Origin of the sequence: Pedobacter steynii (assembly GCF_900103665.1) — a bacterium.
GTDB classification, from domain to species: domain Bacteria; phylum Bacteroidota; class Bacteroidia; order Sphingobacteriales; family Sphingobacteriaceae; genus Pedobacter; species Pedobacter steynii.
Window position 1 is genome coordinate 264,042 of record NZ_FNGY01000003.1, and the last position, 25,170, is coordinate 289,211.

A 25,170-nucleotide genomic window follows, 5' to 3' on the forward strand; every position below is an offset into this window, starting at 1 on the left:
TTACTTTAAATTAAAATTTTCTGTTGATAATGCCATATTGATGGCGGCGCCTGCATGGGAACCTGTTGACACTGCCGTTGCTACGGAGCGGAAAGCAGAATTGTCGCCACAAGCATATATTCCCGGAATACTGGTCTGTTGAGCAGTATTCAGTTTTAACAAGCCCTGCTCTGTAAGCTCACAGCCCAGTTCGACCGGGATTTTGCAATGTTGTTCAAAAGCAGGCCTTGCATAAAGTGCCCCGAGTGGGTGTACTGCCCCGTCTTGCAGCACCAAGCCAGAAAGCTTCCCCTTATCATGTACGATAGACTGTACGCTTTGTTCTACCACCTGAATATTGTTTTTCCGCATCAGCTGGTATTGATCAGCAGTAAATTGCGCCTTTCCATCAGTAAAAATGGAAAGTTTATCCGTTAGGTTCGAGACCAGTTGTGCATAGTGAAAAGCCACATTACCGTTGCCAAGAATGCCGGTTTTCTGGCCTTTTACTTCGTAACCATGACAATATGGACAATGTAAGATGGATATTCCCCAGCAATTGGAAAATCCGGAAATAGCGGGCATTATGTCTTTTAAACCGGTAGCAAACAGCACCTTTCCGGCCGAAAACACTGCTCTGGATTGTGTACTGAGTTCAAATAAACTTCCAGTCGGTCGTAACTTCAATGCAACGTCTTCATGGAACGACACACTGTTGTAATTCAATACCTGCTGTTTCGCTTTATCTGCAATATCCTTTGGTTTCTCTCCATCCTGTGTAACGAAGTTATGTGAATAGGGTGTTTGCCTGTTGCAGGGCAGTCCACTGTCGATGATGAGTACTTTTCTCAGAGAGCGACCTAATGCCATAGCCGCAGAAAGTCCTGCATAGCTCCCACCTACGATAATGACATCAAACATGCGGTCGGTATTTTTTTCGTCGAACTCCACAAAAGACATCAGCGTCGCGGGAATGGCAAGTGTGCCAGATAACACACTGCTTTTTATTATAAATTGTCGTCGTGTATGCAACCGTGTTGGCGTAGTAATTTCCTGGATTTCGTTTTCTGAATATGCCATAACTTAAATTGAATACGACAAAATTACTTACAGAATATCGATCAGGTTAACACTTTTCGGAGGGAAAGTGGCACAAATCACAGATATCAGATTTGTGCCTTTTATTGGTTATTGATGCCGATGTTGTTTTCTGTATTGCTGGGGTGTGGAGCCGGTTATCCTTTTAAAAAAACGTCCGAAATAGGAATCATCGGTAAAATTAAGTTCTGCAGCAATCATAGAAACCGTATCGCTCGTTTGTATCAGGCGTGATTTGGTTTCCTGTATCAATTGTTTTTGAATAAAATAACTCGCTGAAAAACCTGAGACTTCTTTTACGACATCGTTCAGGTAATGCGGATGTACATGTAGCATTCCGGCATATTCATTCACCTGTTTTTTTTCCAGAAAGTGTTGATTGACCAGCAGTTGAAATTGTGCCACCAGCTGCTCGTTTCGGGAAAGATTAAAAGGCTGTTCCGCAGCCTTATGGTTGTAGATCCGTTCGGCCTCCAGAAGGATGATATTGAGGAACATTTTGACCAGCAAATCATCGTTAAGGGTTGTTTTCTGGCATTTTTCACTATTGAGCTTCCAGAACAGGTGCGTCATCATCTGTGTTTCCCGGTCAGATAGCTTCAGATAAGGGACATTGTCCAGCTGGAAGAATGGAAACTGGTTGAGCTTAATTTGATGTTTGATACAGAGTAGAAAATAATCAGCATCAAACATGCAGAGGAATCCTTTTACAGTTTCGCTCCAGGAGCCAATAGAATGCAGCTGATTTTCAGGAATGAAATACATGCTCTGCGGACCAAAATGGTACTCCTGGTACCCGATCACTTCGCTCACCTCTCCTGCGGTCAGGAGAACCACACTATAAAATTTCCTGCGCGCCTGATGTCCGATATGACGGCTATGTAATTTTTGCAAATCCTCTAAAGCAACAATTTCCAAAAAACCATTTCCATGCGCATAGTCCATCCGGTTGCATTCTTCACAAAAGGAATACTGAGCATCCAGAAGATAATACTCCTTGAATTCCCCCGCATCATTGATCTCTTTAATTTTAGAAGAAAGTTTCATTTTATTTATAGTTGATGATGCCCGCTATGCTCCTTGTCTTTTCCCTTTGATCTATCCGTCTTTCAGCAAAGATATTATCTATATTCTTTTATTTGCCAGGTATTGATCCAGGATTTTGATCATTCTATTCAACCTGGAAATTCCAACCCGGCAGGCAACGCTACTGTTCAGGGCTTCCGATTTCAGCTCATAAAAGCCCATCTTCCGATATGCCCTGATGGCAGCTGTATTGTGGTAGGAAACCTCAAGCTGCAAATTGGTGGTTCCCTTTTCAAAAGCAATCTTCTCCAATTCCTGAAATAACAGGCGGATGTATCCTTTACCTCTGTAATCCGCCTTTATGGTGATCGCATCAATGTATAGATGGGTAACCGGAAATGAATTTGGGAAATATATTCCCATTTGAAATATTTTATACAACCCTTTTATCAGACCATACTGTCTGACCATCGCTTTCATATTCATAGAGAACATACTTTTTTGCTCATAGCTGAAACCTGCGATCCCAATCAATTCATTGCTGTCTGATACGATTGAAAGCACCTGCTCTTTGTTGATTAAATGAGGGATGACTTTTTGTATCACCTTTTTTGGTCCTAAGAAATACCGGAATTTATCTTCAAAAGCTTCGGCAAGCAATTCGCCGGCTTCCTTCATAAATTCCGGTCGCAATTTTCTATAAATCTTCATATCAAATATGGATTATGGTCTTGCGATCATTTTCCGATCTTATTGTTTTCCTGTTTTTATCAGTTGTTTACTTTTACCTGAAGGGAACCGATTCTCATCTGATGGCTGTTCAGCCGAACCTTCTGCTTTTGGCTTTTTACCAAAGTTCCAGCTCAGGCTGAATTTGACCTGCCGGGAGTCTGTTCTGGAATCCAGGTTAAAGGTTTGCGTATGATCTGATAATATCGCGGCTTTGAAGATCCCTGTATAAAAGACATCGGCTACAGCCAGTCCTAACGTTAACTTATCCTTTAACATTTTCTTGTTGAGACCTGCAGTGATTTCAGAAACGGGTTTATACCTGAAATTGGCATATAGTCCGGCACTTTCGTACCAGCCGCTCAGCTCCAGGTTAAAACCCGCCGGAAGTTTAAAGGAATTGTAGGAATAGATACCATAAGTATTTGCCCTTTCTTTAAATGCTTTTGTTTCCAGATTTGCGTTAAACTGGGAAGTATAAAAATAAAAGGTTTGGTAATTCTCCCACCAGTCGACCCCTGGTATCGGGAAAGACAAAGAGGCTTGCCATTGCTGTTGATGGCCTGTATTTATGGTCGTATAAGCTGATTTTACTCCAGGACTACTCAGAAAGGTAGAGAAAATAGGGTTTTTAATGCTGCTATAGCCCAGGGTAAGGTCAATAAAGCTGAAAAATTGCTGATTCAATTCAATGTTGTTAGAGAATTGTGCTTTCAGCTTTGGATTTCCCTGTCTCGTAGTATACAAGTCCAGGTAACGGATAGAAGGGTTCAGCTGATCATAATCCGGCCGTTCAATCCTACGGTTATAGCTGACAGACAGTTTGTATTCGTCGTTCACTTTATATCCGATCAGTGCATTGGGAAAGAGGGAGAAATAATTTTGACGGACCCGCCCTGGATCTGTCCCTTCCTCCCCCCTGACATGCGTATATTCCCCGCGCAAACCCGCATTAAAAGTCCAGGGTTCCATGTTCAGTTCCAGGGCCGCATAGGCAGCCTGGATGGCTTCCTTATATCGAAAATTATTGTTGCGTAAGGCATCGTTTTGCCACATCCCATTGTTCCTGTTTTCACTAAACTGACTGTTATGGAGATTCGTTTGTGAGCTCTTGATTCCGGCTTCAAACTTCCCGAAGTTTTCATCTCCCTTTTTCAACTCCTCCAGATAATCAACTTTGATGACCCTTCTGTCTATTTTTGAAGGATAAATATTCCGGTAACGCAATTCAGACAGCTTATTCTCCGGACCTAAGGTTTTAAAGATCGTATAATCTTCAGATCCCCGGGACCTTAAATGATTGAGCTGCAGGAAGGCATTCAGGCTTTTCAGTTCCGTAAATTTATGTTTAAACTTTAGTCCGTAATCCCAGTTGCGCATGGTATTACGCAGCTCATTTCGTTGATCCAGGAGGGAATCCTGTATTTTTCCTGTACCAAAACGGGAAATCGTCCGGCCATCGGCAGGATTCCGTAGATCATTAAAAGACAGATTGAAGCGCAATGTATTTTTGCCATCAAAATGATGATCTAAACCAAGTTTGAGCAAGTGTCCCTTTGATTTCTGGGGGTTAAGCTGCAGCTGACTCATGAAGAAAGATTTATCTGTATTTTGGCTACGGAATACGCTTTCTTCGTTCCTGCTATGGTCAAAATCATAAGCATACAGCAGGTTCAGGTCCCATTTTTCGATACCATAGGTCATGTTGAGGCTATGGTTTGTTCTGTAATATCTGCCTTTACTGACATTGGAACTGATACTTCCGTTAAAGCCCTTTTTAACCTTCTTTTTGAAGACGATATTAATTACACCAGCTGTTCCCGCAGCATCCATACCTGATGGCGGGTTGTTCATCACTTCTATAGACTGAAGTGTGGTTCCAGGCGTACCTTTGAGCAGCGCTTTGAGTTGTGAGCTGCCCATTTCTGCCGGTTCCCCATCGATCATCACCGTAACCCCCGATTTCCCTTTAATGCGGATCTCTCCATCTTTGTTGATGTTTACCCCCGGAAGGCTTTTGAGCAGTTCGTAGGCCGATTGGCTTTGAGCCAGGATACTTTGCTCCACATTCATCGTAGTTTTACCTGCAGCAACAGAAATGGCCTGTTTTTTCTTCCCACTAATGGTTACTTCCTGCAATTGCTGACTTTCCGCCAGGAGTTTAAAAACCTGTACTGCTACCGGTCCCTTCCCTACCGTAACGATTCTGACTTCATTTTTATAGGTTACAAAGGCGGCTTCGATTTGATAACTGCCCACTTTAACATGCTTCAAACTAAACTTCCCGAGGGAGTCAGCAATGGCATAAACGCTAATTTTAGCATCCGACGCCTGTTTTAGTGTGATGGTCGCACCAGGTAAGGGCAGGTTCCGTTCGTCGGTAACTTTACCCGAAATTTCCTGCTGGGCAGCGCCATTCAATGCCCCGAGCAGGAAGAAGATAAAACAAAAATAACGCATATATAATGTGCTTTTAATCAATCAATAATGAGACAAAAGTAATTTGGGAGGTAATGGCCGGGGCCTGTAAACTACGCCAACCGGCAAAAATGATACGTCAATTGTAATTCTGCTTTCCTGAGCCGTTTTTTTGAATTGAAACCTGCTTAGTCCTGGAAATGGTCCCTTTTTAGACTGCTAAATCGCAGATTCAAGTATCATTTAGGTCAGTTCAGTCAGTTCTCTTTCCCCGAGCCACAGGATGCTTTTAAATTTGACCGGAATTCTATCTAAAAAGATTTTCCCGGTTTATTAAAATTATTGTAAATGACTTCTCATGCTACTTCCATATTCAGTTCCGCGCTATCCAGGATCATCCTGGTATTTGCAGTCACCGTAGTCCTGATCTTTTCGATCATGATCATCAACCCCATCGATGAGGAAGATTACAACTCGATATTGGAACTAAGCTGGGAGTCTTTTTTCGACCTTGTCTGGTTTATGATTCTCGGCTGGGCGATTACGGAGACGGGTAGATTTGTTTCCTATTATCTGGATAAGCGCCTCCCCTGGGAGCAGTTTTCTGTTAAACGCCTTGTTTTACAGCTCTTTGTTCAATGTTTCATCGTCATCTCAGTGATGACTTTGCTCTTGTTCACGATGGATCTGTTGTTAGCACTGGAAGAAGATGGGATTAAAAGCGATTTGGTAGGTTACCGGCAACTGCTCTTTATCAGCACCTTACTGTCATTAATCATCACGGCTATTCACACCGGCAGTCGTTTACTCCTCAACTGGAAAAATTCAATTATAGAAGCTTCGGAGCTCAAACAAGCTACGCTACAATCGCAATTGCACTCGCTGAAATTACAGCTGGATCCACATTTTATGTTTAACAACTTCAGTACGCTGTCCAGTCTTATTTCTGAAAATCAGGCTGGGGCGCAGCAGTTTCTCGATTGTCTCTCGGAAGTACACCGCTATATGCTTTATAACCTGGACAGGAACATCATTACCCTGAAAGAGGAACTGGACTTTATTGGCTCTTATATTTACCTTATCAAAATCAGGTTTTCAGAGAACCTGAGGATTGAGGTAACCGATGTAGAAGACTTGCTGAACAAGGGAATTCCACCCACAACATTACAGCTACTCATCGAAAATGCGGTGAAACACAACATTGCTTCACGCAATCAGCCCCTGCACATCCGGATTTTCCCGGAAGGTGATTATTTAATGGTCGTCAACAACATACAAAAAATACAATCGACCATAGGTTCCTCAAAGATTGGCCTAAAAAACATCATTAACCGTTATAAATTACTGTCCACAAAGCTTCCTGAAATCATTCAGACAGAATTTGACTTTGTAGTCAAAGTTCCTTTACTCCCTTTAAACGTTTCGCAAGATGAAAGTATTAATTATAGAAGATGAATTACACAACGCCAAGAGGCTAAAGGCCATACTGGAAGATATTGATCCGGAAATCGAGGTCCTTGCGATGCTTGAAGGGGTGACGGAGAGCATCAATTGGCTGAAAGAGCAGGACCATCCGGACCTGATTTTCACAGATGTCCGTTTAACCGATGGGCTTTGTTTTGAGATATTCTCTGAGATAAAGCTCAAATGCCCCGTCATTTTCACCTCAGCCTTTGATGAGTATGCCCTGCGGGCATTTAAGGTGAACAGTATTGACTACCTGCTCAAACCCATTAAGAAAGAAGAACTCATCAAGAGCCTTCATAAGTTCAAAACCAATCCCCATCCATCTTACCTCGGTCAGATGTTGGACGATGTAGCCGCAATTTTAAAACAGCAGCAAAAAAACTACCGGACCCGGTTTCTTGTTCCGGTCAGAGATTCTTTTTATACCGTAATGATCAAAGAGGTTGCCTATTTCTATACAGAATACAGGACGACCAGAGCTGTTATGCCCGACAATCAGCACCATATCCTTTCTTTTACGATGGAGGAGCTGGAAGAACAATTAGATCCGGAGGTGTTTTTCAGGGTCAGCCGTCAGTATCTGATCAACAATAAAAGCATTACACGCATCAATAATTATTTCAATGGAAAGCTCCATATCGTGTTGAATCCCGAGCCCGCAGAAAAGATCATCATGAGCCGGGACAGGTCCAGAACTTTTAAACAATGGCTGGACCGGTAACATGATGATGAATCCATAAAACGGGAATTTGAAAAATATGGAGCATAAACCTCCATTGAGCTTTTTAATTGTAAACTGCAAAAAAGAACAATAATGAGCGACAAGGGTATGGTAAAAAACAACAAAATTTACGCAAAAAATATAACAAACCTTTATGGTTCTTAATTGTTCTAAATACCCTCTAAGTTAACCCAATATTAGTCTCACTAAAACCATAATAAAATGAAAACGATTAAAATGATTTCAATGGCTCTGCTCTTTGGATTATTTATGTCCGTGAGCACAAATGTACATGCACAAGACCCAATTAAAGTTGCGTCAAATGTATACAAAAAAGTTATCCTGGAAAATGAGAAGCTGCGGGTGATGCAGGTTGAACTAGCCCCCGGTGAGATCGTTCCATGGCATAGTCATCCTGACCATTTCGCCTATGCGCTAACAGATGGAAAGCTGGAGATTACCGAAAAAGGCAAACCTGCGGTTATAGCCGACATTAAAGAAGGAGAAGCGATGTATTTGACAGCCACAACACACATGGCTAAAAACATCGGGGAGAACACACTTAAAATGATTGTAACAGAACTAAAAGCGGCCAAAACAAAACATTAATTATCGCAAATTTTTACCGCATGGTTTGCTGTACCCACTATCGGCGTCATAAAACAATAATCATATACAAGATATAAAAATCGATTATTGGCCCTGTCAACAAAGATAAAGGAAGCCTGATCTTAACTGATTAGGCTTTCTTTGTTAAGCGCTCCCAAACCTGTTAAATAGGTTATTTTCTTCCATTTTTCTTTTCGCATTCATTCCTGTGTCTCTTTTTCATTGATGAACTTTCGTCGCGTTAATCTTTCTCATATCTATGAGCTTTATGATCCCTCCAAAAAAACGAGGTAATTTACATTACCTCGTTTATACCAAAATACGCATCTGTACCCAGCCAGCGCTATGCCTATGATGGCCTGGGTGAAGGATATGATTGATAGGAACTGTAGAAAATGCGATTGATTACTACGGGCAGGTACTGAGGCCGGATGCTGAAAATGACCATGCCTAGGGACGGCTTAAAATATTAATAAAAAAATAGATATCCTTTGATAATACGCTGCTAAAACGAAAAAACAGAAGCTTAAACGATTCAACAAATCTCTTAAAAAAAGGTTATTTCGATTAACGTGAAAACATAAGTTAATCTGCCTGAATTAAAAATAATTTTATATCATTGAGAAAAGATTGATAATTAAAGCAAAGTAGAATCGTGATGGCTGATTACAGTACCTATTCTGATTTCGAACTGATATCGTTGTTAAAAGACAGTGACAGCGATCAGGAAGCTTATGCTGAAATTTACAGGCGCTATGTCAGGTTGTTGGTTCGTTTTGCAGAATCTAAGCTATACAGTCTGGAAGATGCCCGGGACATCGTTCAGGATTTGTTCACCAACTTCTGGAGTGATAGACTGGATCTTCATATTCAGGATAACCTGAAGTCTTATCTTTTTGGTATTGCCAAATACCAGATCATCAATAAGATCAGAAAGAATGTAGTCAGAGAAAGTTACGCCGGAAAATTAAGGGCTTTATCCCCTGCTTATCATTCCCTGGAAGAAGAACTCAATGCCAGAGAGCTGAGCACCAATGTCCGCTCGAAACTGGATCAGTTACCCCAAAAGACCAAATACATCTACCAACGGAGCAGAGATGAGCATAAAACTATTAAGGAAATTGCCGAAGAGCTAAATCTTTCCGATCAAACGGTGAAAAATCAGATTAGTATTGCCCTGAATCACCTGAGAAAATCGCTTTCCTCGTTCTTTTTTTACCTTTTTTAAATAATTCAGAATATTTTAACTTTTCTTCGGTACTTTTTATCCGCTGAAACTACTACCGTAATGAAGATAGAGAATTAACTATCTACGGTAGCGCATGACAACAAAAAGCATATCAGAACTTTTAACCCGATATTACAACAATGAATGTACTCCTGAAGAGGAGTCAAGGGTAAATGAGTGGTTTGCTGAGCATGGCTCTGCCAAAACAAGTTTTGAGGAAATGGATGCCGAAGCGCAGCAAGTATGGGTAAATGCTTTATTTACCGACATCACTGCAGCAAATGCGCTGAAAACACAGACGCCTAAGGTCTTGAAAAGGAGACTTTGGCCAAGAATTGCCGCAGCAGCAGCGGTATTAATTGCAATTGGCATCGGTCTGTACGTTATTGGTCATGAATCAGAACAGGATCGTGTGATCTCTTATGCCAATACCATCCATCCCGCCAAGAACACCGCTACTTTAAAACTGGCAGATGGAAAAGTGATCAGTTTAAATGGAACAAAAACAGGTATCGTTATAAACGTCGCTGCGCTCACCTATGATGATGGTACAGCGGTTGTCCTGAATTCTGCCGCTGAGAAACAGCTCCAACCTATGAATCCTGAAGATGATGGCAAAGCCGGCAATCTAACTGTCAGTACGCCAACGGGCAGACAGTACCAGCTCATCTTACCAGATGGCACTAAGGTATGGCTCAATGCCTCCTCGGCGCTTACTTTCCCTACCACTTTTACTGCCAAGGGCAACCGGATGATCACTTTGAGTGGCGAGGCTTATTTTGAAGTCGCCAAAGATAAATCCCGGCCATTTATCGTCAAGACAAATACCCAGGAGGTCAAAGTACTGGGCACACATTTCAACATCAATAGTAACCACAGTACGGTAAGAACCACCCTGCTGGAAGGTTCAGTTGCCGTGTCTCCGCTAGGCTATGCAAACGGTCAGGAAGGCTTAGCACTCTCCGCATCCGGTGTGCTGTTAAAACCCGGCGAACAGGCAGTGCAAAAATCCGGTAAGATCGAAGTGATTTCCGTAGATACAGAACAGGCTGTTTCCTGGAAAGATGGCTGGTTCTATTTTAAGAGTGCCAGTTTATCCGAAGTTCTGAATGAGGCTGCGAAATGGTACGACTTAAAAATCACCTATAAAAGCGATATCCCTGCGGATCGTTTTACCGGCAAAGTACCCAGAACGGCAAGCTTAGGCATGTTTATTAAAGTATTGCAATTGAGTGATGTAAAATTCACACTGGAAGGACATCACATGATCATTGATTAAAAAACGATAATTAACCCCAACTATTAACCTTAACCAAACCAACCAAATGGAAAAAATCTACAAAGACACCGGCCCCTAACCGACGAGGGCTATCCATATAAAAACAGAAGCCCCGATGGCGATCGGAGCTCTGAAATGATTGGGTAGACCCTTTTAACAATTCGTGTAAACCATTTTAGTATTAACCCAACCAAAACAAACATATGAATAATATTATTCATTGCACCCTGCTGTCCAAAAAACCGCAGGGACGCAATCTCATTTGGCGAATTATGAAGTTAACCTTCGCTCTATTATTCTCCGTATTTATGCAGGTAAGTGCGTCGGGAACAGCCCAAACCATTAACTTAAAGAAAAGGAATACCCCACTTACCCAAATCTTTGCCGATCTGGGTCAACAAAGCGGGTATCAATTCTTTTACAACGAACGCTTGCTGGAGAAAGCCAGCAAAGTAAATGTTGAGATCGCAAACGGCACCCTGGTCGAAGCACTCAACCTATGTTTCGAAAATCAACCCTTCTCTTACGAGATTATGGATAAAACAGTCGTCGTGAAAGCCAGAGAGAAATCTATATTGGAAGCGATCGCAGACTATTTTGCTATAGTTGAGGTAAAAGGACGTGTAACAGACGACAGTGGACGCCCTATTCCGGGAGTAATCATCAGGGAAAAAGGTAAAAAGAACTCTACGACCACCAATGATAAAGGAGACTATCAGCTGAAAGTTGATGAGTCTTCCGCGCTGGTTTTTTCCTATGTAGGTTATAAAAGCGAAGAAATCACGCTTGCCGGCAGGACCATTCTGAACGTCCGGATGAAAGAGGATGTATCTCAGTTGCAGGAAGTCACCATTTCGACAGGTTACCAAACCCTTGAGAAGAAAACATTTACAGGTTCCTCTGCCCTTATAAAAGCCAGTGATGCAGAGCGTAACGGTGTTCCGGACATCAGCCGCATGCTGGAAGGACAGGTTGCCGGAGTTACCGTACAGAACGTTTCAGGAACCTTTGGTGCGGCACCAAAAATCCGCGTGCGTGGAGCCACCTCCTTTTCCGGCGATAATAAACCGCTATGGGTAGTAGATGGTATTATCCTGGAAGATGTCGTGAACATTTCAAATGAGGCCCTCACCACAGGTGATGCCAATACACTGATCGGCTCTTCTGTGGCCGGTTTGAATCCCGATGACATTGAGAGTTTCAATATCCTGAAAGATGCCGCGGCCACAGGTATGTATGGTGCAAGGGCGATGAATGGTGTAATTGTCGTAACGACAAAAAAGGGAAGACAAACAGAGGGTGCCGCAAGAATTAGTTACAGTGGAAACTATACTACCTATGCCAAGCCCAGTTATGCAGATTTTGACGTGTTGAATTCGGCAGATCAGATGGCCATTATGATTGAGATGCAGAATAAAGGATATTACCAAATCCCCGGTGCCTCCAGAGGTAATTCAGGAGGTATCTTTTATAAGATGTACAACATGCTTTATGATTATAATGAAAGCACCAAGACCTGGGCACTGAGAAATGACAATGCCAGTAAAATTGCTTTCTTATCAAGGTACGCGAATGCAAATACCGATTGGTTTGATGTGCTCTTTAAAAATTCCCTGCAACAGGACCATTCTGTCAGCGTCAATTCAGGTACAGAAAAATTTCAAACCTATGCTTCCACCTCATTTCTTCGTGATAACGGCCAGACCCGGGGTAACAGCGTGGATCGTTTCACAGGTAACTATCGCGCCAATTTCAAGTTAAACGACAAACTTAGTGGTGAATTACTGGCAAACGGTTCTGTACGTAACCAACAAACACCTGGAACAACGGCATTGCAATCGGACCCTGTTTATGGCACTTATTATAGAGGATTTGACATCAATCCCTATAACTATGCGCTCTCTACCAGCCGGTTGATTACCCCTTATGATGAAAATGGCAACCTGGAATATTTCCGCCAGAATAGTGCTCCGTTTAATATCTTAAATGAGTTAAACACGAATTATCTGAAATTAGGGATGATTGATTTTAAGGTTCAGGGAGGAGTAAACTACAAAATTCTACCCAGCTTAACCTACTCCGTTAATGGTTCCTATCGGTTTACAAAAACGGAAAGTCAAATCTATATTCTCAAGAATTCCAATATGGCGACTTCATTTAGAACCGTAGATGATGCCACCTCCTCTGTAGATAACCCCAATTTATACCTCGACCCGGATTTTCCAAACGGACTACGTGTGAGTGTATTACCGGATGGTGGTTTTTACAAGATTGCCGGGGATAATTTAAAAAGCTATTATTTCAGACAAAATTTACAATACAACAAAACCTTTAAGAAGGACCATAATCTGAATGTTTTTGGGGCGATGGAGTTGCGCTATGCAGACAGACAAAATCAATATTTTGATGGTGCAGGTTATCAATTTGAGAATGGAGGATTGGTCAGTTCGAATTACAAATATTTTAAACAGGCTGCTGAAACCGGTAAGCCCTACTTTGGAATGGGTTATGGACTTGACCGTTACATTGCTTATTTTTCAAATGCCTCCTACACCTATAAAGAAAAATATACCTTAAAATTTTCCAACCGTATTGATGGCTCCAACCTAATGGGGAGCAGCAGGGTAGCGAGGTGGCTGCCGACCTGGAACCTTTCCAGTAGCTGGAATATAGATGAAGAGTCTTTCTGGCCTAAAAACAAGATCGTCAATGCGGCAAAACTGAGGGTTTCTTACGGTTTGGTTGCCAATATCGGAAATGCCAGAAACTCATCTGCGGTCTTTTACAATCAAATCGCAAGAAGGCCGAATATTGTGGATCAGGAGGTACAGACTTACATCTCCAGTTTAGAGAATTCTCAGCTTACCTGGGAGAAAACCAAAGACCTGAACATTGGTTTGGATGTAGCCATGCTTGGCGACCGCTTAAATTTAACGGTAGACGTTTATAAGCGCAATATTTTCGACTTAATTGGCGGGATCAAAACCTCAGGTATTGGCGGTCAGTTTGAAAAAACGGCGAATTACGGAGAGATGAAAGGAAATGGATTCGAGCTGGCGATTACCGGTAAAGTCATAGACCATCAGGATTTTAAATGGAGAACCAATTTTAATTTTGGATACAATACCAATAAGGTAACTAAGCTGGAGGTTGCTCCCAATGTCTGGAGATCCATATCCGCCAATGGCGCTCCTGTGGAAGGTTATTCTCAAAGAAGCTTATTTTCCGTACAATTTGCAGGGTTAAATCATGATTATGGATATCCTACTTTTATTGGTCCGGATGGCAAAGCGACCACTTACATCGGTTTGCAGGATGACAATTTATCCTTCCTAAAATATGAAGGACCTGTTGACCCTACTTTTGCCGGTGGTTTTTACAATCAGTTTTCCTATAAAGGGTTCAGCTTATCGGCCTTATTCGGATTTTCTGCAGGAAACTTTCTTCGTCTAAAACCAACTGTTCAAAGTGCATACGATGATTTAACGGCACTGAGCAGAGATGTGATGAACAGATGGGTGTTGCCGGGAGATGAGAAATTCACGAGTGTTCCAGCCATATTAGATCCGCTTTCTGCAGCTAAAATCATTGGTTCGGATGGTTCTACGGTAGACATCAGGTATCCCTATAATGTTTACAATTATTCTACCGAAAGAGTGGTAAAAGGGGATTACATCAAATTAAGACAACTGTCACTTACCTATGCCCTTCCAAAAAGCATTTATTCCAGACTAAATATGTCCAATGCACAATTGTCGCTGGTAGGCAATAACATTTGGTTGATTTATGCGGATAAACGCTTAAACGGACAGGATCCGGAGTTTTATGCTTCCGGTGGTGTGGCCATGCCGGTTGCGAAACAGTATACCCTATCGTTAAAATTTGGATTTTAATCAGCATCGATTATGAAATTAAATAAAATATCATTTGTCCTGTTAGGAGCCGTCCCAATCCTTTCTTTACTATCATGTAAAAAATATTTAGACGAAGCTCCGGACAACAGAACGGAAATTAATTCCGTTGAAAAGGTAGCTCAGCTGGTTTCTACGGCCTACCCTACCTACGATTACCTCACATTTACGGAAGCCGCTTCCGACAACACAGAAGATAAAGGAGTAGGCATCGGAAGTACAGACGAAATGTTTGACCTGCCTTACAACTGGGTGGATGTGATTGGCACAGGAACCAATTCTACCTCTGCCTACTGGAATGGATGTTATGAAGCGATTGCCGCCGCAAATCAGGCACTGGAAGCCATAGAAAAAGAAAACCTGGGTGCAGCTGCATTGCCTTATAAAGGTGAGGCGCTGGTAGCCCGTGCCTACGCACATTTCATGTTGGCGATACTCTATGCAACGCCTTATGAAATCGGGACTGATAATGGGGCGCCCGGAATCCCTTACATTACGGCACCGGAAACCAAGGTTATTGTACAATACAGCAGAGGAACGGTTAAATCCACTTATGAGCAAATCGAGAAAGATCTGGAAGATGGCATAAAACTCCTTTCCGCTTCGGCCTATAAAACACCGAAGTTCCATTTTACCCCCGCAGCAGCACATGCCTTTGCTTCCCGTTTCTACCTATTTAAAGGAGACTGGAGAAAGGTGATTGATCACGCCACTTTAACCGTCCCGGGTAATGATTTCGTGAGCAATATCCGTCCGATTACGACGACTTTGAAAAACATGACAGGCGAGGAATTTAATGCCGCATTTTTCTCCAGTGCACAAAAGTATAACCTGCTGTTGTCTAATAATTATTCGACTTATCATTACCAATACGGGCCCCGACATGGATATGGTGCCAAACTCGTAAAAATGTTTACGACGCCCAACGTAACAGGTAAAATTTTAGGCAACCGGGTTGTATCTTATGGTGTGCCTCAGTATACCACTTATAAGTATAAAGGCTATTTCTTTAACACCGGTCCCGGCATTGGTTTCCCTTACCTTACGAGTGCTTCGTTAACAGTAGATGAAGCTTTAATGAACAGAGCCGAAGCTTATGCTGAACTTGGAGATAATGAACTGGCGCTGAAAGACATCAATGATTTTTACAGTGTCCGTACAGAATCCTACAATCCGACGAATGATGCCGTAACCCTGGCCAAGATCAATAATTTTTATAAGCTATCCAATCCTAAAGAGGGCTTGATCCGAACCATACTGGACGCCAAAAAAGCGGAGTTTTTACAGGAAGGCATGAGGTGGTTTGACATCATCCGCAGGAAGCTTACCGTTGTACACAACAACTTCGATGCTACCGGACTGGAGACCTTCACCGAACTTAAACCAGGTGATAAACGAAGACTTTTTCAATTGCCCAAAGAGGTTAAATTGTCTGGTATAGAATTAAACCCGAGATAAAATTAATATTATGAGACCTATATATAAATTTTTAATATTTGCGGCTTTAGTTACCTCGATAACGGCCTGTCGCAAAGCTGAAAACCTGAATGTAGATTACAGTACATTTAACGCTGATCATCCCGAAACCAATACCGCGTTAGACCAATGGTTGAAAACGAATTTTCTGGATGCCTATAACATAGATGTGGTATACCGTTACAACAGGTACTACCATGGAAATACAGCAAATGTTACCCCCAACAGACTGGGAGATATCCAGCCGACCATGCAGGAAGTCCTGAATGGCTTCATTGCGCCATACAGAAAAGTGGCTGGTGAAACCTTCTCTAAAAAGTACATTCCAAAAGAGTTTGTTTTATTTGGTTCTTACTCTTATGCTGATGGCAACGATCCGGGTGTGGCAGGAACTGCCGCTGCCGGCAGGAGGATTACCCTATATGGATTAAATGATTACGCCCCACTTCCTGAAGGTGCGTTTTATTTCTGGGACAGACAAAGAATCATGCACCATGAATTTGGTCATATCCTGAATCAGATCATTCCTATCCCTACAGATTTTGAAAGTATCTCCAAAGGTTTTTATAAGCAACCCTATAAAGATACCCCGCAAGAAACCGCCCATCAAAATGGTTTTGTAACCAGCTATGCCAGTGGCGTCTATACCGAAGACTATGCGGAAACCATCAGCTGGGCCTTAATTAACGGACAGGCATGGTACGACAACTGGGCCAACACCTCATCAGCAGCAGGAAAAAACAGGCTGATCCAAAAAGAGCAAAATGTGATCAATTATTATAACACGCTGGGAATAAGTTTCAAGGAATTGCAGAGAGAGGTACAGAACTATATGCGTAATACACTGAGTTTAAATGAATCGAAGTTTTCTTACTGGCTCAATAGAAAAATATATACTTCCATGGTGGTCAACCATGAGTCAGCATCCTATACCAAATATGGAGGCTCAGATGCTTTTGGTCAGGTGTATAAAAACGTGAAAACAGGTATAAATGGCATGGCCGGATATGGATTCACTTTCAATTTTTTAAAATTCAATTTTACTTCAGCAACAACAATGAATGTGGAGGTGAGTTTTAGTCAGGGAGCGAATACTTTTCTTGCCAACTATGCCTATAACATGGCGATCAATCAGAGTACAGGAGAAGTCAAATTTACAACGGGCACACCCGGGGGAACAGACAATAATTGGGTAAACAATGCCAATTTACTACGGACATCTGTGCAGCCATTGCTGGATTACCTCGGTAACCAGGTGTTTGTTGCCGATTGGCTTCCGGTAACCGTTGATGCCGACAATTACATGAAATATGGTGGTTTTTATGTTAAGGGTAGCCCATCAAGCTATTTCTATGGACCGCTGGCTTATTAAATTAACTTAAGACAAAATGAAAAGAATATTATTTTTTATTGCACTCTTATCTGTATTGATCAGTTGCAAAAAAACATCATACGTTGCAAAATTTGATAAGTTGCCGCAGGAAAGAGCAGGAGAACAGATTGCCCTGGTTTTAAATTCGTTAACATCCGCCAAAGATGGCTGGATCGGATCTTTGCCAACGGCTAAAGGTGGAGGTTATGGCTTTTACATCAGTTTTGATAAGGACCAGAATGTGATTATGTACGGGGATTTAACCGATAAAAGTGCTGCAGAAGCTGGAAAATCTTATTTCAGAGTGAAGCAGGACATGGGCACAGATTTAATCTTTGACACCTATAATTACATCTCTATGCTGAACGATCCTGATGATGGTGTACTTGGAGGAGAAAGTAAGATCGGGTTTAGCAGTGACATAGAATTCATTTACGATCACGCTACAGCCGATAGCATCATCTTTATAGGGAAGAAGTTTCGGCAACCCTTTAAACTCGTCAAAGCTACGGCCGCGCAAAAAGCGGTTTATGAAGCGGGCGGCTATAAAACAGCCATTGATAAATTTAAAAATTTCTTCATCACCAATCAAAACCCTTATATAGAACTGGGTTCCGGTGCGGAAGCCAGAAAGATTGGGATCACGCCTAATACGACCAACAACCTTGATATCGGGAAAAGAATCGATTTTACCGGTCCCGGGGCAGATGGAAAAATCAGCTCCGCCTCAGAGAAGTTTAATTTTACACTTGATGGCCTGTCCATCCTGAATAACGGGCTTGTTTTTCAGGGTATAACGTTTGTCAGGCTGAACTGGAAGGATGCCACAACTTTAGCGATGTACGACGCTGCAGGAAAGGAATATATTGTTAAAAATTCAATAGTACCATTAATCCCGCTGAGTCAACTCTGGGGTACCAAATATAGTGGCATGCTTTCCGAGTTTAAAACGATATATCCGGGCACTTCTGCCAGCGGCGCGGTGATATTGAACTATTTCCACAATAACTTACAACCTAATCCACTTAATCCTTATAGTTTCAATTACGGCCGCATCAACTTTGTTTGGAGTGTGGTTAACAAAAGATTAACGATTAACGCCCATACCAGTCAGAGTGGAGGAGCCAGTACCTGGGTTACGTCATCAAGCTATAGCTATACAACAGATGATAAAGGCGTGTACAAATTTACGCTTCTATCTCCGCCTTCAGAAGGATATGCAGGCAAAATTATCCTGAAGTTGCATGACTTTATACTCGCCAATCATGTAACTTTTGATTATTATATAGATAACGGCGTTGTTTATGGAAAAATGGCAAGCGTCGAAGATCCCACTATCGTGATGACCTTTATGCTGCAATAAAATCCATATCCCTGAAAAAATAAAATGACCAATAAATGCCTAAATAGCTTAATTTGTTGAACAAATGGTTATTTAGGCATTTACTTTTTAAAAAGACACCTGATATGGAAAACAAAACTGTTCAAAATTTAAAGGATGGAGATCAATGTCTTGTTATTGGAGGAACACATAAGGGTAAATCAGGCAGAGTTAGCAATGTAAACACCAGTAAGACAGGCCACATTACAATTACAGTTGAACAAAAAAACTCCGTTCGGTTCAAAACACTTGGAAAAAATGTGGTGGTTACAAATGAGGAAGAATAAACCTCCTTTTACAAGGAAAAAAAGCTGTTTTTAAAAATTTTGCAAAAAAAACTTAGAATTCTTTTAAACAATCCCTATTTTACAGTGTTTTGTTTTCCATTGAGTAACCAATTTGGGAAGCCAATACAATTTATCATTAATAGTTTAAATACAATGCAAGAAGGAACAGTAAAATTTTTTAATGAGTCAAAAGGATTTGGCTTTATCGTACCTGCCAACGGAGATGCAGAAATCTTTGTTCATGTGACTGGACTAACAGGTCCTATCAGGGAGAACGACACCGTAACTTATGATGTTGAGAATGGCAAAAAAGGCCTGAACGCAACAAATGTTAAAGTCATCTAATTGATTGATGATTTACCTAAAGCATCTCCAAAAGAGGTGCTTTTTTTGTTTCAAGGCATTTGTCATGCGATCCATCTTTTTGCTTAATTGGAAGAGAACTCATCCATCATGTCAACTGTTGGAACGAAAAACAAACTGCCTGTTTTGGGGCTACTGAAATCGAGTATCCTATCGTAATTACCTATAGGAGAACCAATAAACATATTATTTAACATTTTTTGCACGGTACTGAATTTGCTTGCATAGGCAATAAAGTAAGTCCCCATTTCATTCTTAGACATACTTCCAAAAGGCATATTATCACGAACAATTTTAAGATCGTCGCCCACATTAGCTAAGGCGATATGGGAATTGGCGGGCTTTACCTCATCAGCCATTTCGATATCATTTGGTTTGGATCTGCCAATTACTTTTTCCTGATCCTGAACAGATAATTCTTTCCAGGCGGTTAAGTCATGAATATATTTTTGAACAAAAAGGTAACTTCCTCCTTTATAATCAGGATCGTCATCACCAACAACACCAAAGAATTCCCGCTCCTGTCCATGTGGATTCTCGGTACCATCAACGAAACCTAAAATGGAACGGCCATCCCAATATCTGAACCCCTTGATTTCTTCTACGCTGACTGCTACCTTGTTTAAGAGATCTGATATTTCAGCTGCCATATCATAACATATGCTCTGGCTATCCGCTCTGATATGAAAATGCAAGTCTCCTTTGGAAGAAACTGCGGTATGTTTTTCACCGGCAACCGGAATAAAATCCAGCAACTCTTTAGGGAGTGGAACCGGGAGGTCAAGCCGCAGCCATGCGTCATAGCCGATCCCCATTACACAACTGGCTCTGGAAACCGGGAAGCGAATCGCGGCAGAATTGTTAAGGTTGATCACCAGTTTACAAAGCCTGTTAAAGATATCTTTAACCTCTAAATTCTCTTTAAAATTCCAAACCATGAAGATGGTATTGCTATTCGTATCGGCTAATGTTTGCTGTGATTCCGGATTCATAAAATCGTTTATTCGTAGATTTGTGTAGCCGATAAATATATAAAAAATTTGAGCTTTCGGTCAAAACTTCTATTTACCGAATCAGCCGATACAAAAAGCTATGTTTTACCTACGTTGTATCAGAAATAATGAATTTTCATAAATACTTTAATTATTAAGCTATTTTCTATAGCTTTAATCTATCAAACCCTATTGCTTTAAATTAACCTCTCCATTATGAATCTTTTAAATGATGTACTTCCTCTAGTTCAATTCCAAATAATCAGTCATTTTTTTCGTAAGCAGAGTTAATGCAATATTCAAAATTTGTAATAGCCTCTTTCTCATTTTAATCATCTAAACGAAAATAACACCATGACTGAAAAATCGAAAAAAAAATCGGGTGCAACACCGCACACTGAATCTTCAGCTACAAATAAAGGCGAAGCTACAGCAAACAATGTAGCATGCTGGGATAGCGAAGGAACCACAAAAATTGTCACAGAACGGCTCAAAGAGATGTTTGTCGAAATGGGACAAAAGTCAAGGATCGAAAAAGGGCAGATGCCTGCTGAACGAGCCGTTTTCAGGAAACAACATGGCATCGCCTATGGTACTTTCCGCGTAAAAAAAGACATCAACCCCGAATTTAAAGTGGGAATTTTTGCCGGCGATACTTACGAATGTGCCGTGCGCTTTTCCAGTGACACTGACCCACGTTCACCAGACCTGCACACTACACTGGGACTGGGATTGAAACTATTTGGCGTTGAGGGCCCTAAGTTATTGGGCGACAGCAATAATGCGGATTTCATCTTTCAAAACATAGACCGCTTTTTTGCACGTGATGCACAACAGATGTGCAGTTTCACTACCGCTGGTGTTGTAGATCGTGACTACGACTCTTATATCAATAAACACCCGGAGCTGGCTGAGATTCTTGCCGCCATGACAAAAGTTGAAGCGAGTTGTCTGAGTGCCGGTTATTGGGCAATACTCCCTTTTAAATTAGGCGATACAAACATTGTTAAGTATCGTTTAGTACCGGAGGAAACCGATCATGGTGCTGTTTTTAATGATAAAAATTATCTCGCACTTGATTTACAACAACGCCTGCGCAATAAGGCTGCAAAATTCCGCTTTGAGATACAAGTCCGTACCAATGATGCGACCATGCCCCTTAATGATGCACAGGTGGTTTGGAGCACGGAAGAGAGCCCTTATGTTTGTATTGCTGAATTAGAATTCCCTCAGCAGGACATTCACGCAATTGGCCAGTCTGAATTTGGAAGTATTCTGGCTTTTAACATCTGGAGAACCTTAGCACAACATGAGCCGCTGGGATCCATTGCTGAAGCGAGAAAAGACGTCTACGCAGCAAGTGCAGAAGCCCGTCATCAGGCCAATGGCCAGCAATCAGATGAACCTGAGCACATTAATCCTCCTTTTGAAGGAGATACAGACGAAGACAGCGAATGTATTGTTACCGCCGGGATCTATCCCCCAATCGGAGTAATGCGTGTCGGAAATAGTGAGGATGGATATTTTATTGGCCCACTGGTTTCCGAACCGGTAGCCTTAACCGATGACTATGCCTACCGGGATAAAACCGGAGCCCTGAAACGGCAAGCTGCCCAATTCAGAATTTACGGATTTAATGCCGCCGGAAAAGCAATTAAAGAGCTGACTGCCGAAAATTCGAGTATTGTCTGGCATTCACATTTAGCCAATCAAAAGTCATCCTGGTATCAGTTTCAAATGGCCCTGGATATTCCGGACGCTGTTGGAGCACCGGCTTCGATGTTGCGTAACATCAACGTGGCTGACCGGAATTCACTGATCATAGATGGCGGACATCAATCCGTAAACGCGCCCAACGTGGAGGAGGGCCATCCTTTTATCGGGAAATTCCTGACGGAGACGGTTTACCTTGGTGAAATGCGTACTGACGACAAAGGAAGGTTAATCATGCTCGGAGGACATGGTGTATCCAAAAATATAGACGGAGATATTGCCATTACCTTCGCGAACAACGAAGGTTGGTATGATGATATTTCTGACGGTCCCGTTACTGCAGATGTGGAATACCTTGGGGTTAAACTTAAAGTGGCACCTGCATGGGTAATTTGTGGGCCACCGGATTATGCTCCGATGCAGAAATCGGTTCGTACCATGTGGGATCTAATGAGAGACGTAGCCATTGACGCAGGAATGCTGGTCCGTCCGAAAAGGCCTTCTTTTACTCAGGACATCCTGCCCATTTTCCAGCGCATGACGAACCTGCAATGGGTGAATGCAGGCTTTGGAGCCGCATTTGGCTGGGGTGGTCAGTTTGATTATACCACCGCTAAATGGATGGTAAAGCTGAATGATCCTTCTTCTGCAAATATGGAAATGCGACGTACGATTTCGAATAATTTCCGTCGCTATGAGGTCTCGGGTGCGGAAGCGCCGCAATTATGGCCATGGATGTATGGTGATGCCATTAGTATCCCTACTTTAGGTTCTGTGCGCCAGCATTCTACGCTTTCACAATTACAATTGTCTTTTATTGACCAATGGGTGAAAGGTGATTTTGATGCAGATTATGTGGATATGACCGGTTGTCCGCATATCCCAGAGCCGACTACCATAGATCAGCTGGATGTTAAAGACCAACCGGATATGCTGACCAGAGCGGCGATGGAGTTTTGCCTGGCAGATGCCTTTCATCCAGGTTGTGAGATGACCTGGCCAATGCGAACTGCCGGTATGTATATGTCTGCCTTCCGACTTAAACATGCACCAAAAACACCGCCGGTAAACTCTTCTTACTATGGCCCGGTGATGAATAGCGATGTATTCACTTTAGCAAAAGGCCCTTTACTTGGTGGACAGGTAGCCGGTGGTATTACGAGATGGATGGCTATCCCCTGGCAAACCGATACCGCGAGTTGCCGTGACGGCTATACATCGGCCTACGATCCGTATCTGCCAACCTTTTGGCCGGCCAGGGTTCCCAATAATATCTTAACTGAAGAGCAGTACAATGCGTCTATAGATCCACTGCTATCGGAAGAAACACGCAAACAAGCCTTTGCCTACCGTAAAGACTGGCTGGACGATCTGCCACTTGATGGCGAGGATCCAAATTACACCAACCAGATTAACAGTATGGTAAAGTATTTTGATAAACTTGCGGTGGTTCAATCCCGGCCTGGCGTACCAAATGACCCAAACTTTCCGCCGAAAATGCAGGTTGGAATCACGCCAAATGCAGAACAGGAAGCTGCCTTATTAGCCGAAGCGGTAAAAGAACTGGAAAGTATTTTAAACCGTCAGAAAGCCGCGAAAGGAAGTGCTCAGCATCTTTTGGCTACAGCCATTACCGACTTATCACATAAACAATTGCTCACAGAGCAGAATCTAATAGAAGGTGCAAAAGCCAACCTGATCCAACTGGTTAAAGAGGAATTGAACGAAGATTTCAAATCTAGTCCGAGTGTTCAAAAACTACTGACTTTATTGTCGTCCAAAGCGCCTAAATCGGTTAGACCACTGATGGTAAAATCTCAGACAGGAACAAGTACTGGTATCAGCGAGAAAAGCAATCGTTTCTCCCGATTTATTCCTAAATAAAAATGGATTAAAAGGCCGTATTTTCCTGATGAAAGTAGAAACAAATAAAGAAGTAGATATCGCGATTATCGGCGGTGGCGTGGCGGGTTGTACCGCCGCCATCGCTCTCGCCGGATCGTATAACGTAGTCTTGATCGATCAGACAGACAACCCTCCCAAACGGATTGGCGAATGTCTGCCTCCGGCAACACGACGTATTCTAAAGCAGCTTGATTTGCTGGATGGCTTAGACAGCCCCCTCCTATCCGGCAACCAAAGTAAGCACCTCAAACATATTGGCACACAATCCTATTGGGGTAACGAACAAGCCCATATTGTGGATCTTTTGCGCAATCCTGATGGATTTGGCTGGCACCTGGATCGCCAGGCATTTGAAATTTATTTACGGGAGGCTGCGTTGAAACGGGGTGTCAATTGCTTTTGGCCCGCCAAATTACAAAGCGCTCATTTTGAAAATCATCGATGGTCTATCACTGCTGTGGCAAAGGATAAGGCATCAAATGATACGCCTTATCACTTCAAGGCGAAATTTGTAATCGATGCAAGTGGCAGACAATCGCAGTTCGCAAGAAAAATTGGTATCGGACGCCAGCAATACGATAAATTAATAAGCTGCTGGCTCATGCTTCCCAATCAGGAAGCGAATAAAATGAGTACCATATCGGCGACTGAAATCGGATGGTGGTACAGCTCGCCTTTACCCCAGAACAAAAGAATTCTGGCCTTGCAAACTGACCCGGACCTGATAGATCGGAATGTCCTAAAAGATGTTAATCAGTTTTTCAAATTAGCACAAAGCAATCGGGAAATGGCGAATGTTATTCCCGGAGATTGTAGTGAATTTGGTTTTCATCAAACCGTAGCTGCCAATTCCACACGCCTTAACCAGGTTGCCGGTCAACAGTGGGTGGCGCTTGGCGATGCTGCGATGAGTTTTGATCCCTTATCCTCACAAGGAATGTTTAATGCAATGGCGAATGCGGTCCAATTAACAGAATTGATGATAAAATCCGATCCAACGGGGATCCTGAAACCTGAAAGCCTGAAAGAAATCCAAACGGGTTATACGGATCAGCTCGATCGGATCTGGGCATATTACACCCAACATAAAAGAATGTATTACCGCGAAGAAATGCGTTGGAAGGACGCTCCATTTTGGAAAAGGAGACATTAAAAACCAGCATTGTAATTATCCCCTATGCTTAAAAATTACTTCAAGATTATTACCCTTATCCTG

Annotated in this window: 18 protein-coding genes; 13 read left to right on the forward strand and 5 right to left on the reverse strand. The window is 42.2% G+C overall.

What is annotated here, in order from left to right; all coding sequences use genetic code 11:
* The 4 genes from BLQ87_RS09395 to BLQ87_RS09410 form a co-directional block, all read right to left on the reverse strand.
* The gene (locus BLQ87_RS09395) at positions 1-1,059 is read right to left on the reverse strand and encodes an NAD(P)/FAD-dependent oxidoreductase (RefSeq protein ID WP_245723826.1); all 1,059 of its coding nucleotides are present in this window, start codon (positions 1,057-1,059) and stop codon (positions 1-3) included.
* 108 nt (positions 1,060-1,167) lie between these two features.
* Entirely contained in the window at positions 1,168-2,124 is a 957-nt protein-coding gene (locus BLQ87_RS09400) for a helix-turn-helix domain-containing protein (RefSeq protein ID WP_074605902.1), read from the reverse strand.
* Positions 2,125-2,202: 78 nt separating this feature from the next.
* The gene (locus BLQ87_RS09405; protein WP_083361777.1) at positions 2,203-2,814 is read right to left on the reverse strand and encodes a GNAT family N-acetyltransferase; all 612 of its coding nucleotides are present in this window, start codon (positions 2,812-2,814) and stop codon (positions 2,203-2,205) included.
* A 39-nt stretch (positions 2,815-2,853) separates the two neighbouring features.
* A complete protein-coding gene (locus BLQ87_RS09410; RefSeq protein WP_074605904.1) occupies positions 2,854-5,292 on the reverse strand; it encodes an outer membrane beta-barrel family protein in 2,439 nt (812 codons plus the stop codon).
* A gap of 306 nt (positions 5,293-5,598) precedes the next feature.
* Between BLQ87_RS09410 and BLQ87_RS09415 the strand changes: the two genes are divergently transcribed.
* The 11 genes from BLQ87_RS09415 to BLQ87_RS09465 all read left to right on the forward strand — a co-directional run bounded on the left by BLQ87_RS09415 (position 5,599) and on the right by BLQ87_RS09465 (position 19,326).
* On the forward strand, positions 5,599-6,705 hold the full coding sequence (locus tag BLQ87_RS09415) for a sensor histidine kinase (RefSeq protein ID WP_074605905.1): 1,107 nt from the start codon (positions 5,599-5,601) through the stop codon (positions 6,703-6,705).
* The gene (locus BLQ87_RS09420) at positions 6,680-7,438 is read left to right on the forward strand and encodes a LytR/AlgR family response regulator transcription factor (protein WP_074605906.1); all 759 of its coding nucleotides are present in this window, start codon (positions 6,680-6,682) and stop codon (positions 7,436-7,438) included. Before BLQ87_RS09415 ends, BLQ87_RS09420 begins: the two co-directional genes overlap by 26 nt.
* Before the next feature lie 222 nt (positions 7,439-7,660).
* Entirely contained in the window at positions 7,661-8,047 is a 387-nt protein-coding gene (locus BLQ87_RS09425; protein WP_074605907.1) for a cupin domain-containing protein, read from the forward strand.
* A gap of 658 nt (positions 8,048-8,705) precedes the next feature.
* Entirely contained in the window at positions 8,706-9,275 is a 570-nt protein-coding gene (locus BLQ87_RS09430) for an RNA polymerase sigma-70 factor (RefSeq protein ID WP_074605908.1), read from the forward strand.
* Positions 9,276-9,369: 94 nt separating this feature from the next.
* Complete coding sequence (locus tag BLQ87_RS09435) at positions 9,370-10,554, forward strand: FecR domain-containing protein (RefSeq protein ID WP_074605909.1); 1,185 nt, start codon at positions 9,370-9,372, stop codon at positions 10,552-10,554.
* A gap of 272 nt (positions 10,555-10,826) precedes the next feature.
* A complete protein-coding gene (locus BLQ87_RS09440; protein ID WP_074605910.1) occupies positions 10,827-14,447 on the forward strand; it encodes a SusC/RagA family TonB-linked outer membrane protein in 3,621 nt (1,206 codons plus the stop codon).
* Between the two features lie 12 nt (positions 14,448-14,459).
* Complete coding sequence (locus BLQ87_RS09445; RefSeq protein WP_074605911.1) at positions 14,460-15,923, forward strand: RagB/SusD family nutrient uptake outer membrane protein; 1,464 nt, start codon at positions 14,460-14,462, stop codon at positions 15,921-15,923.
* Between the two features lie 10 nt (positions 15,924-15,933).
* Positions 15,934-17,313 (forward strand): substrate import-associated zinc metallohydrolase lipoprotein, encoded by a 1,380-nt coding sequence (locus BLQ87_RS09450; RefSeq protein WP_074605912.1) that lies wholly within the window; start codon positions 15,934-15,936, stop codon positions 17,311-17,313.
* A gap of 16 nt (positions 17,314-17,329) precedes the next feature.
* On the forward strand, positions 17,330-18,676 hold the full coding sequence (locus BLQ87_RS09455; RefSeq protein WP_074605913.1) for a DUF4302 domain-containing protein: 1,347 nt from the start codon (positions 17,330-17,332) through the stop codon (positions 18,674-18,676).
* A 104-nt stretch (positions 18,677-18,780) separates the two neighbouring features.
* Positions 18,781-18,981: a KOW motif-containing protein gene (locus BLQ87_RS09460; protein ID WP_074605914.1), complete on the forward strand. Its 201-nt coding sequence runs from the start codon at positions 18,781-18,783 to the stop codon at positions 18,979-18,981.
* Positions 18,982-19,134: 153 nt separating this feature from the next.
* On the forward strand, positions 19,135-19,326 hold the full coding sequence (locus BLQ87_RS09465) for a cold-shock protein (RefSeq protein WP_074605915.1): 192 nt from the start codon (positions 19,135-19,137) through the stop codon (positions 19,324-19,326).
* 83 nt (positions 19,327-19,409) lie between these two features.
* On the opposite strand, the gene BLQ87_RS09470 is transcribed toward BLQ87_RS09465, so the two are convergent.
* Positions 19,410-20,336, reverse strand: coding sequence for a Dyp-type peroxidase (locus BLQ87_RS09470; protein ID WP_074605916.1), 927 nt, complete (start codon positions 20,334-20,336; stop codon positions 19,410-19,412).
* Between the two features lie 354 nt (positions 20,337-20,690).
* Here BLQ87_RS09470 and BLQ87_RS09475 point away from each other — a divergent pair, with 354 nt between their 5' ends.
* Positions 20,691-23,933, forward strand: coding sequence for a LodA/GoxA family CTQ-dependent oxidase (locus tag BLQ87_RS09475; RefSeq protein ID WP_172664767.1), 3,243 nt, complete (start codon positions 20,691-20,693; stop codon positions 23,931-23,933).
* 28 nt (positions 23,934-23,961) lie between these two features.
* Complete coding sequence (locus tag BLQ87_RS09480; protein WP_074605917.1) at positions 23,962-25,107, forward strand: NAD(P)/FAD-dependent oxidoreductase; 1,146 nt, start codon at positions 23,962-23,964, stop codon at positions 25,105-25,107.
* Positions 25,108-25,170: the final 63 nt, after the last annotated feature.

Bases quoted from the DNA above. Each gene is read 5' to 3' on its own strand.
- BLQ87_RS09395 (WP_245723826.1), bottom strand. From the start codon at position 1,059: ATGGCATATTCAGAAAACGAAATCCAGGAAATTACTACGCCAACACGG.
- BLQ87_RS09400 (WP_074605902.1), bottom strand. From the start codon at position 2,124: ATGAAACTTTCTTCTAAAATTAAAGAGATCAATGATGCGGGGGAATTC.
- BLQ87_RS09405 (WP_083361777.1), bottom strand. From the start codon at position 2,814: ATGAAGATTTATAGAAAATTGCGACCGGAATTTATGAAGGAAGCCGGC.
- BLQ87_RS09410 (WP_074605904.1), bottom strand. From the start codon at position 5,292: ATGCGTTATTTTTGTTTTATCTTCTTCCTGCTCGGGGCATTGAATGGC.
- BLQ87_RS09415 (WP_074605905.1), top strand. From the start codon at position 5,599: ATGACTTCTCATGCTACTTCCATATTCAGTTCCGCGCTATCCAGGATC.
- BLQ87_RS09420 (WP_074605906.1), top strand. From the start codon at position 6,680: ATGAAAGTATTAATTATAGAAGATGAATTACACAACGCCAAGAGGCTA.
- BLQ87_RS09425 (WP_074605907.1), top strand. From the start codon at position 7,661: ATGAAAACGATTAAAATGATTTCAATGGCTCTGCTCTTTGGATTATTT.
- BLQ87_RS09430 (WP_074605908.1), top strand. From the start codon at position 8,706: ATGGCTGATTACAGTACCTATTCTGATTTCGAACTGATATCGTTGTTA.
- BLQ87_RS09435 (WP_074605909.1), top strand. From the start codon at position 9,370: ATGACAACAAAAAGCATATCAGAACTTTTAACCCGATATTACAACAAT.
- BLQ87_RS09440 (WP_074605910.1), top strand. From the start codon at position 10,827: ATGAAGTTAACCTTCGCTCTATTATTCTCCGTATTTATGCAGGTAAGT.
- BLQ87_RS09445 (WP_074605911.1), top strand. From the start codon at position 14,460: ATGAAATTAAATAAAATATCATTTGTCCTGTTAGGAGCCGTCCCAATC.
- BLQ87_RS09450 (WP_074605912.1), top strand. From the start codon at position 15,934: ATGAGACCTATATATAAATTTTTAATATTTGCGGCTTTAGTTACCTCG.
- BLQ87_RS09455 (WP_074605913.1), top strand. From the start codon at position 17,330: ATGAAAAGAATATTATTTTTTATTGCACTCTTATCTGTATTGATCAGT.
- BLQ87_RS09460 (WP_074605914.1), top strand. From the start codon at position 18,781: ATGGAAAACAAAACTGTTCAAAATTTAAAGGATGGAGATCAATGTCTT.
- BLQ87_RS09465 (WP_074605915.1), top strand. From the start codon at position 19,135: ATGCAAGAAGGAACAGTAAAATTTTTTAATGAGTCAAAAGGATTTGGC.
- BLQ87_RS09470 (WP_074605916.1), bottom strand. From the start codon at position 20,336: ATGAATCCGGAATCACAGCAAACATTAGCCGATACGAATAGCAATACC.
- BLQ87_RS09475 (WP_172664767.1), top strand. From the start codon at position 20,691: ATGACTGAAAAATCGAAAAAAAAATCGGGTGCAACACCGCACACTGAA.
- BLQ87_RS09480 (WP_074605917.1), top strand. From the start codon at position 23,962: ATGAAAGTAGAAACAAATAAAGAAGTAGATATCGCGATTATCGGCGGT.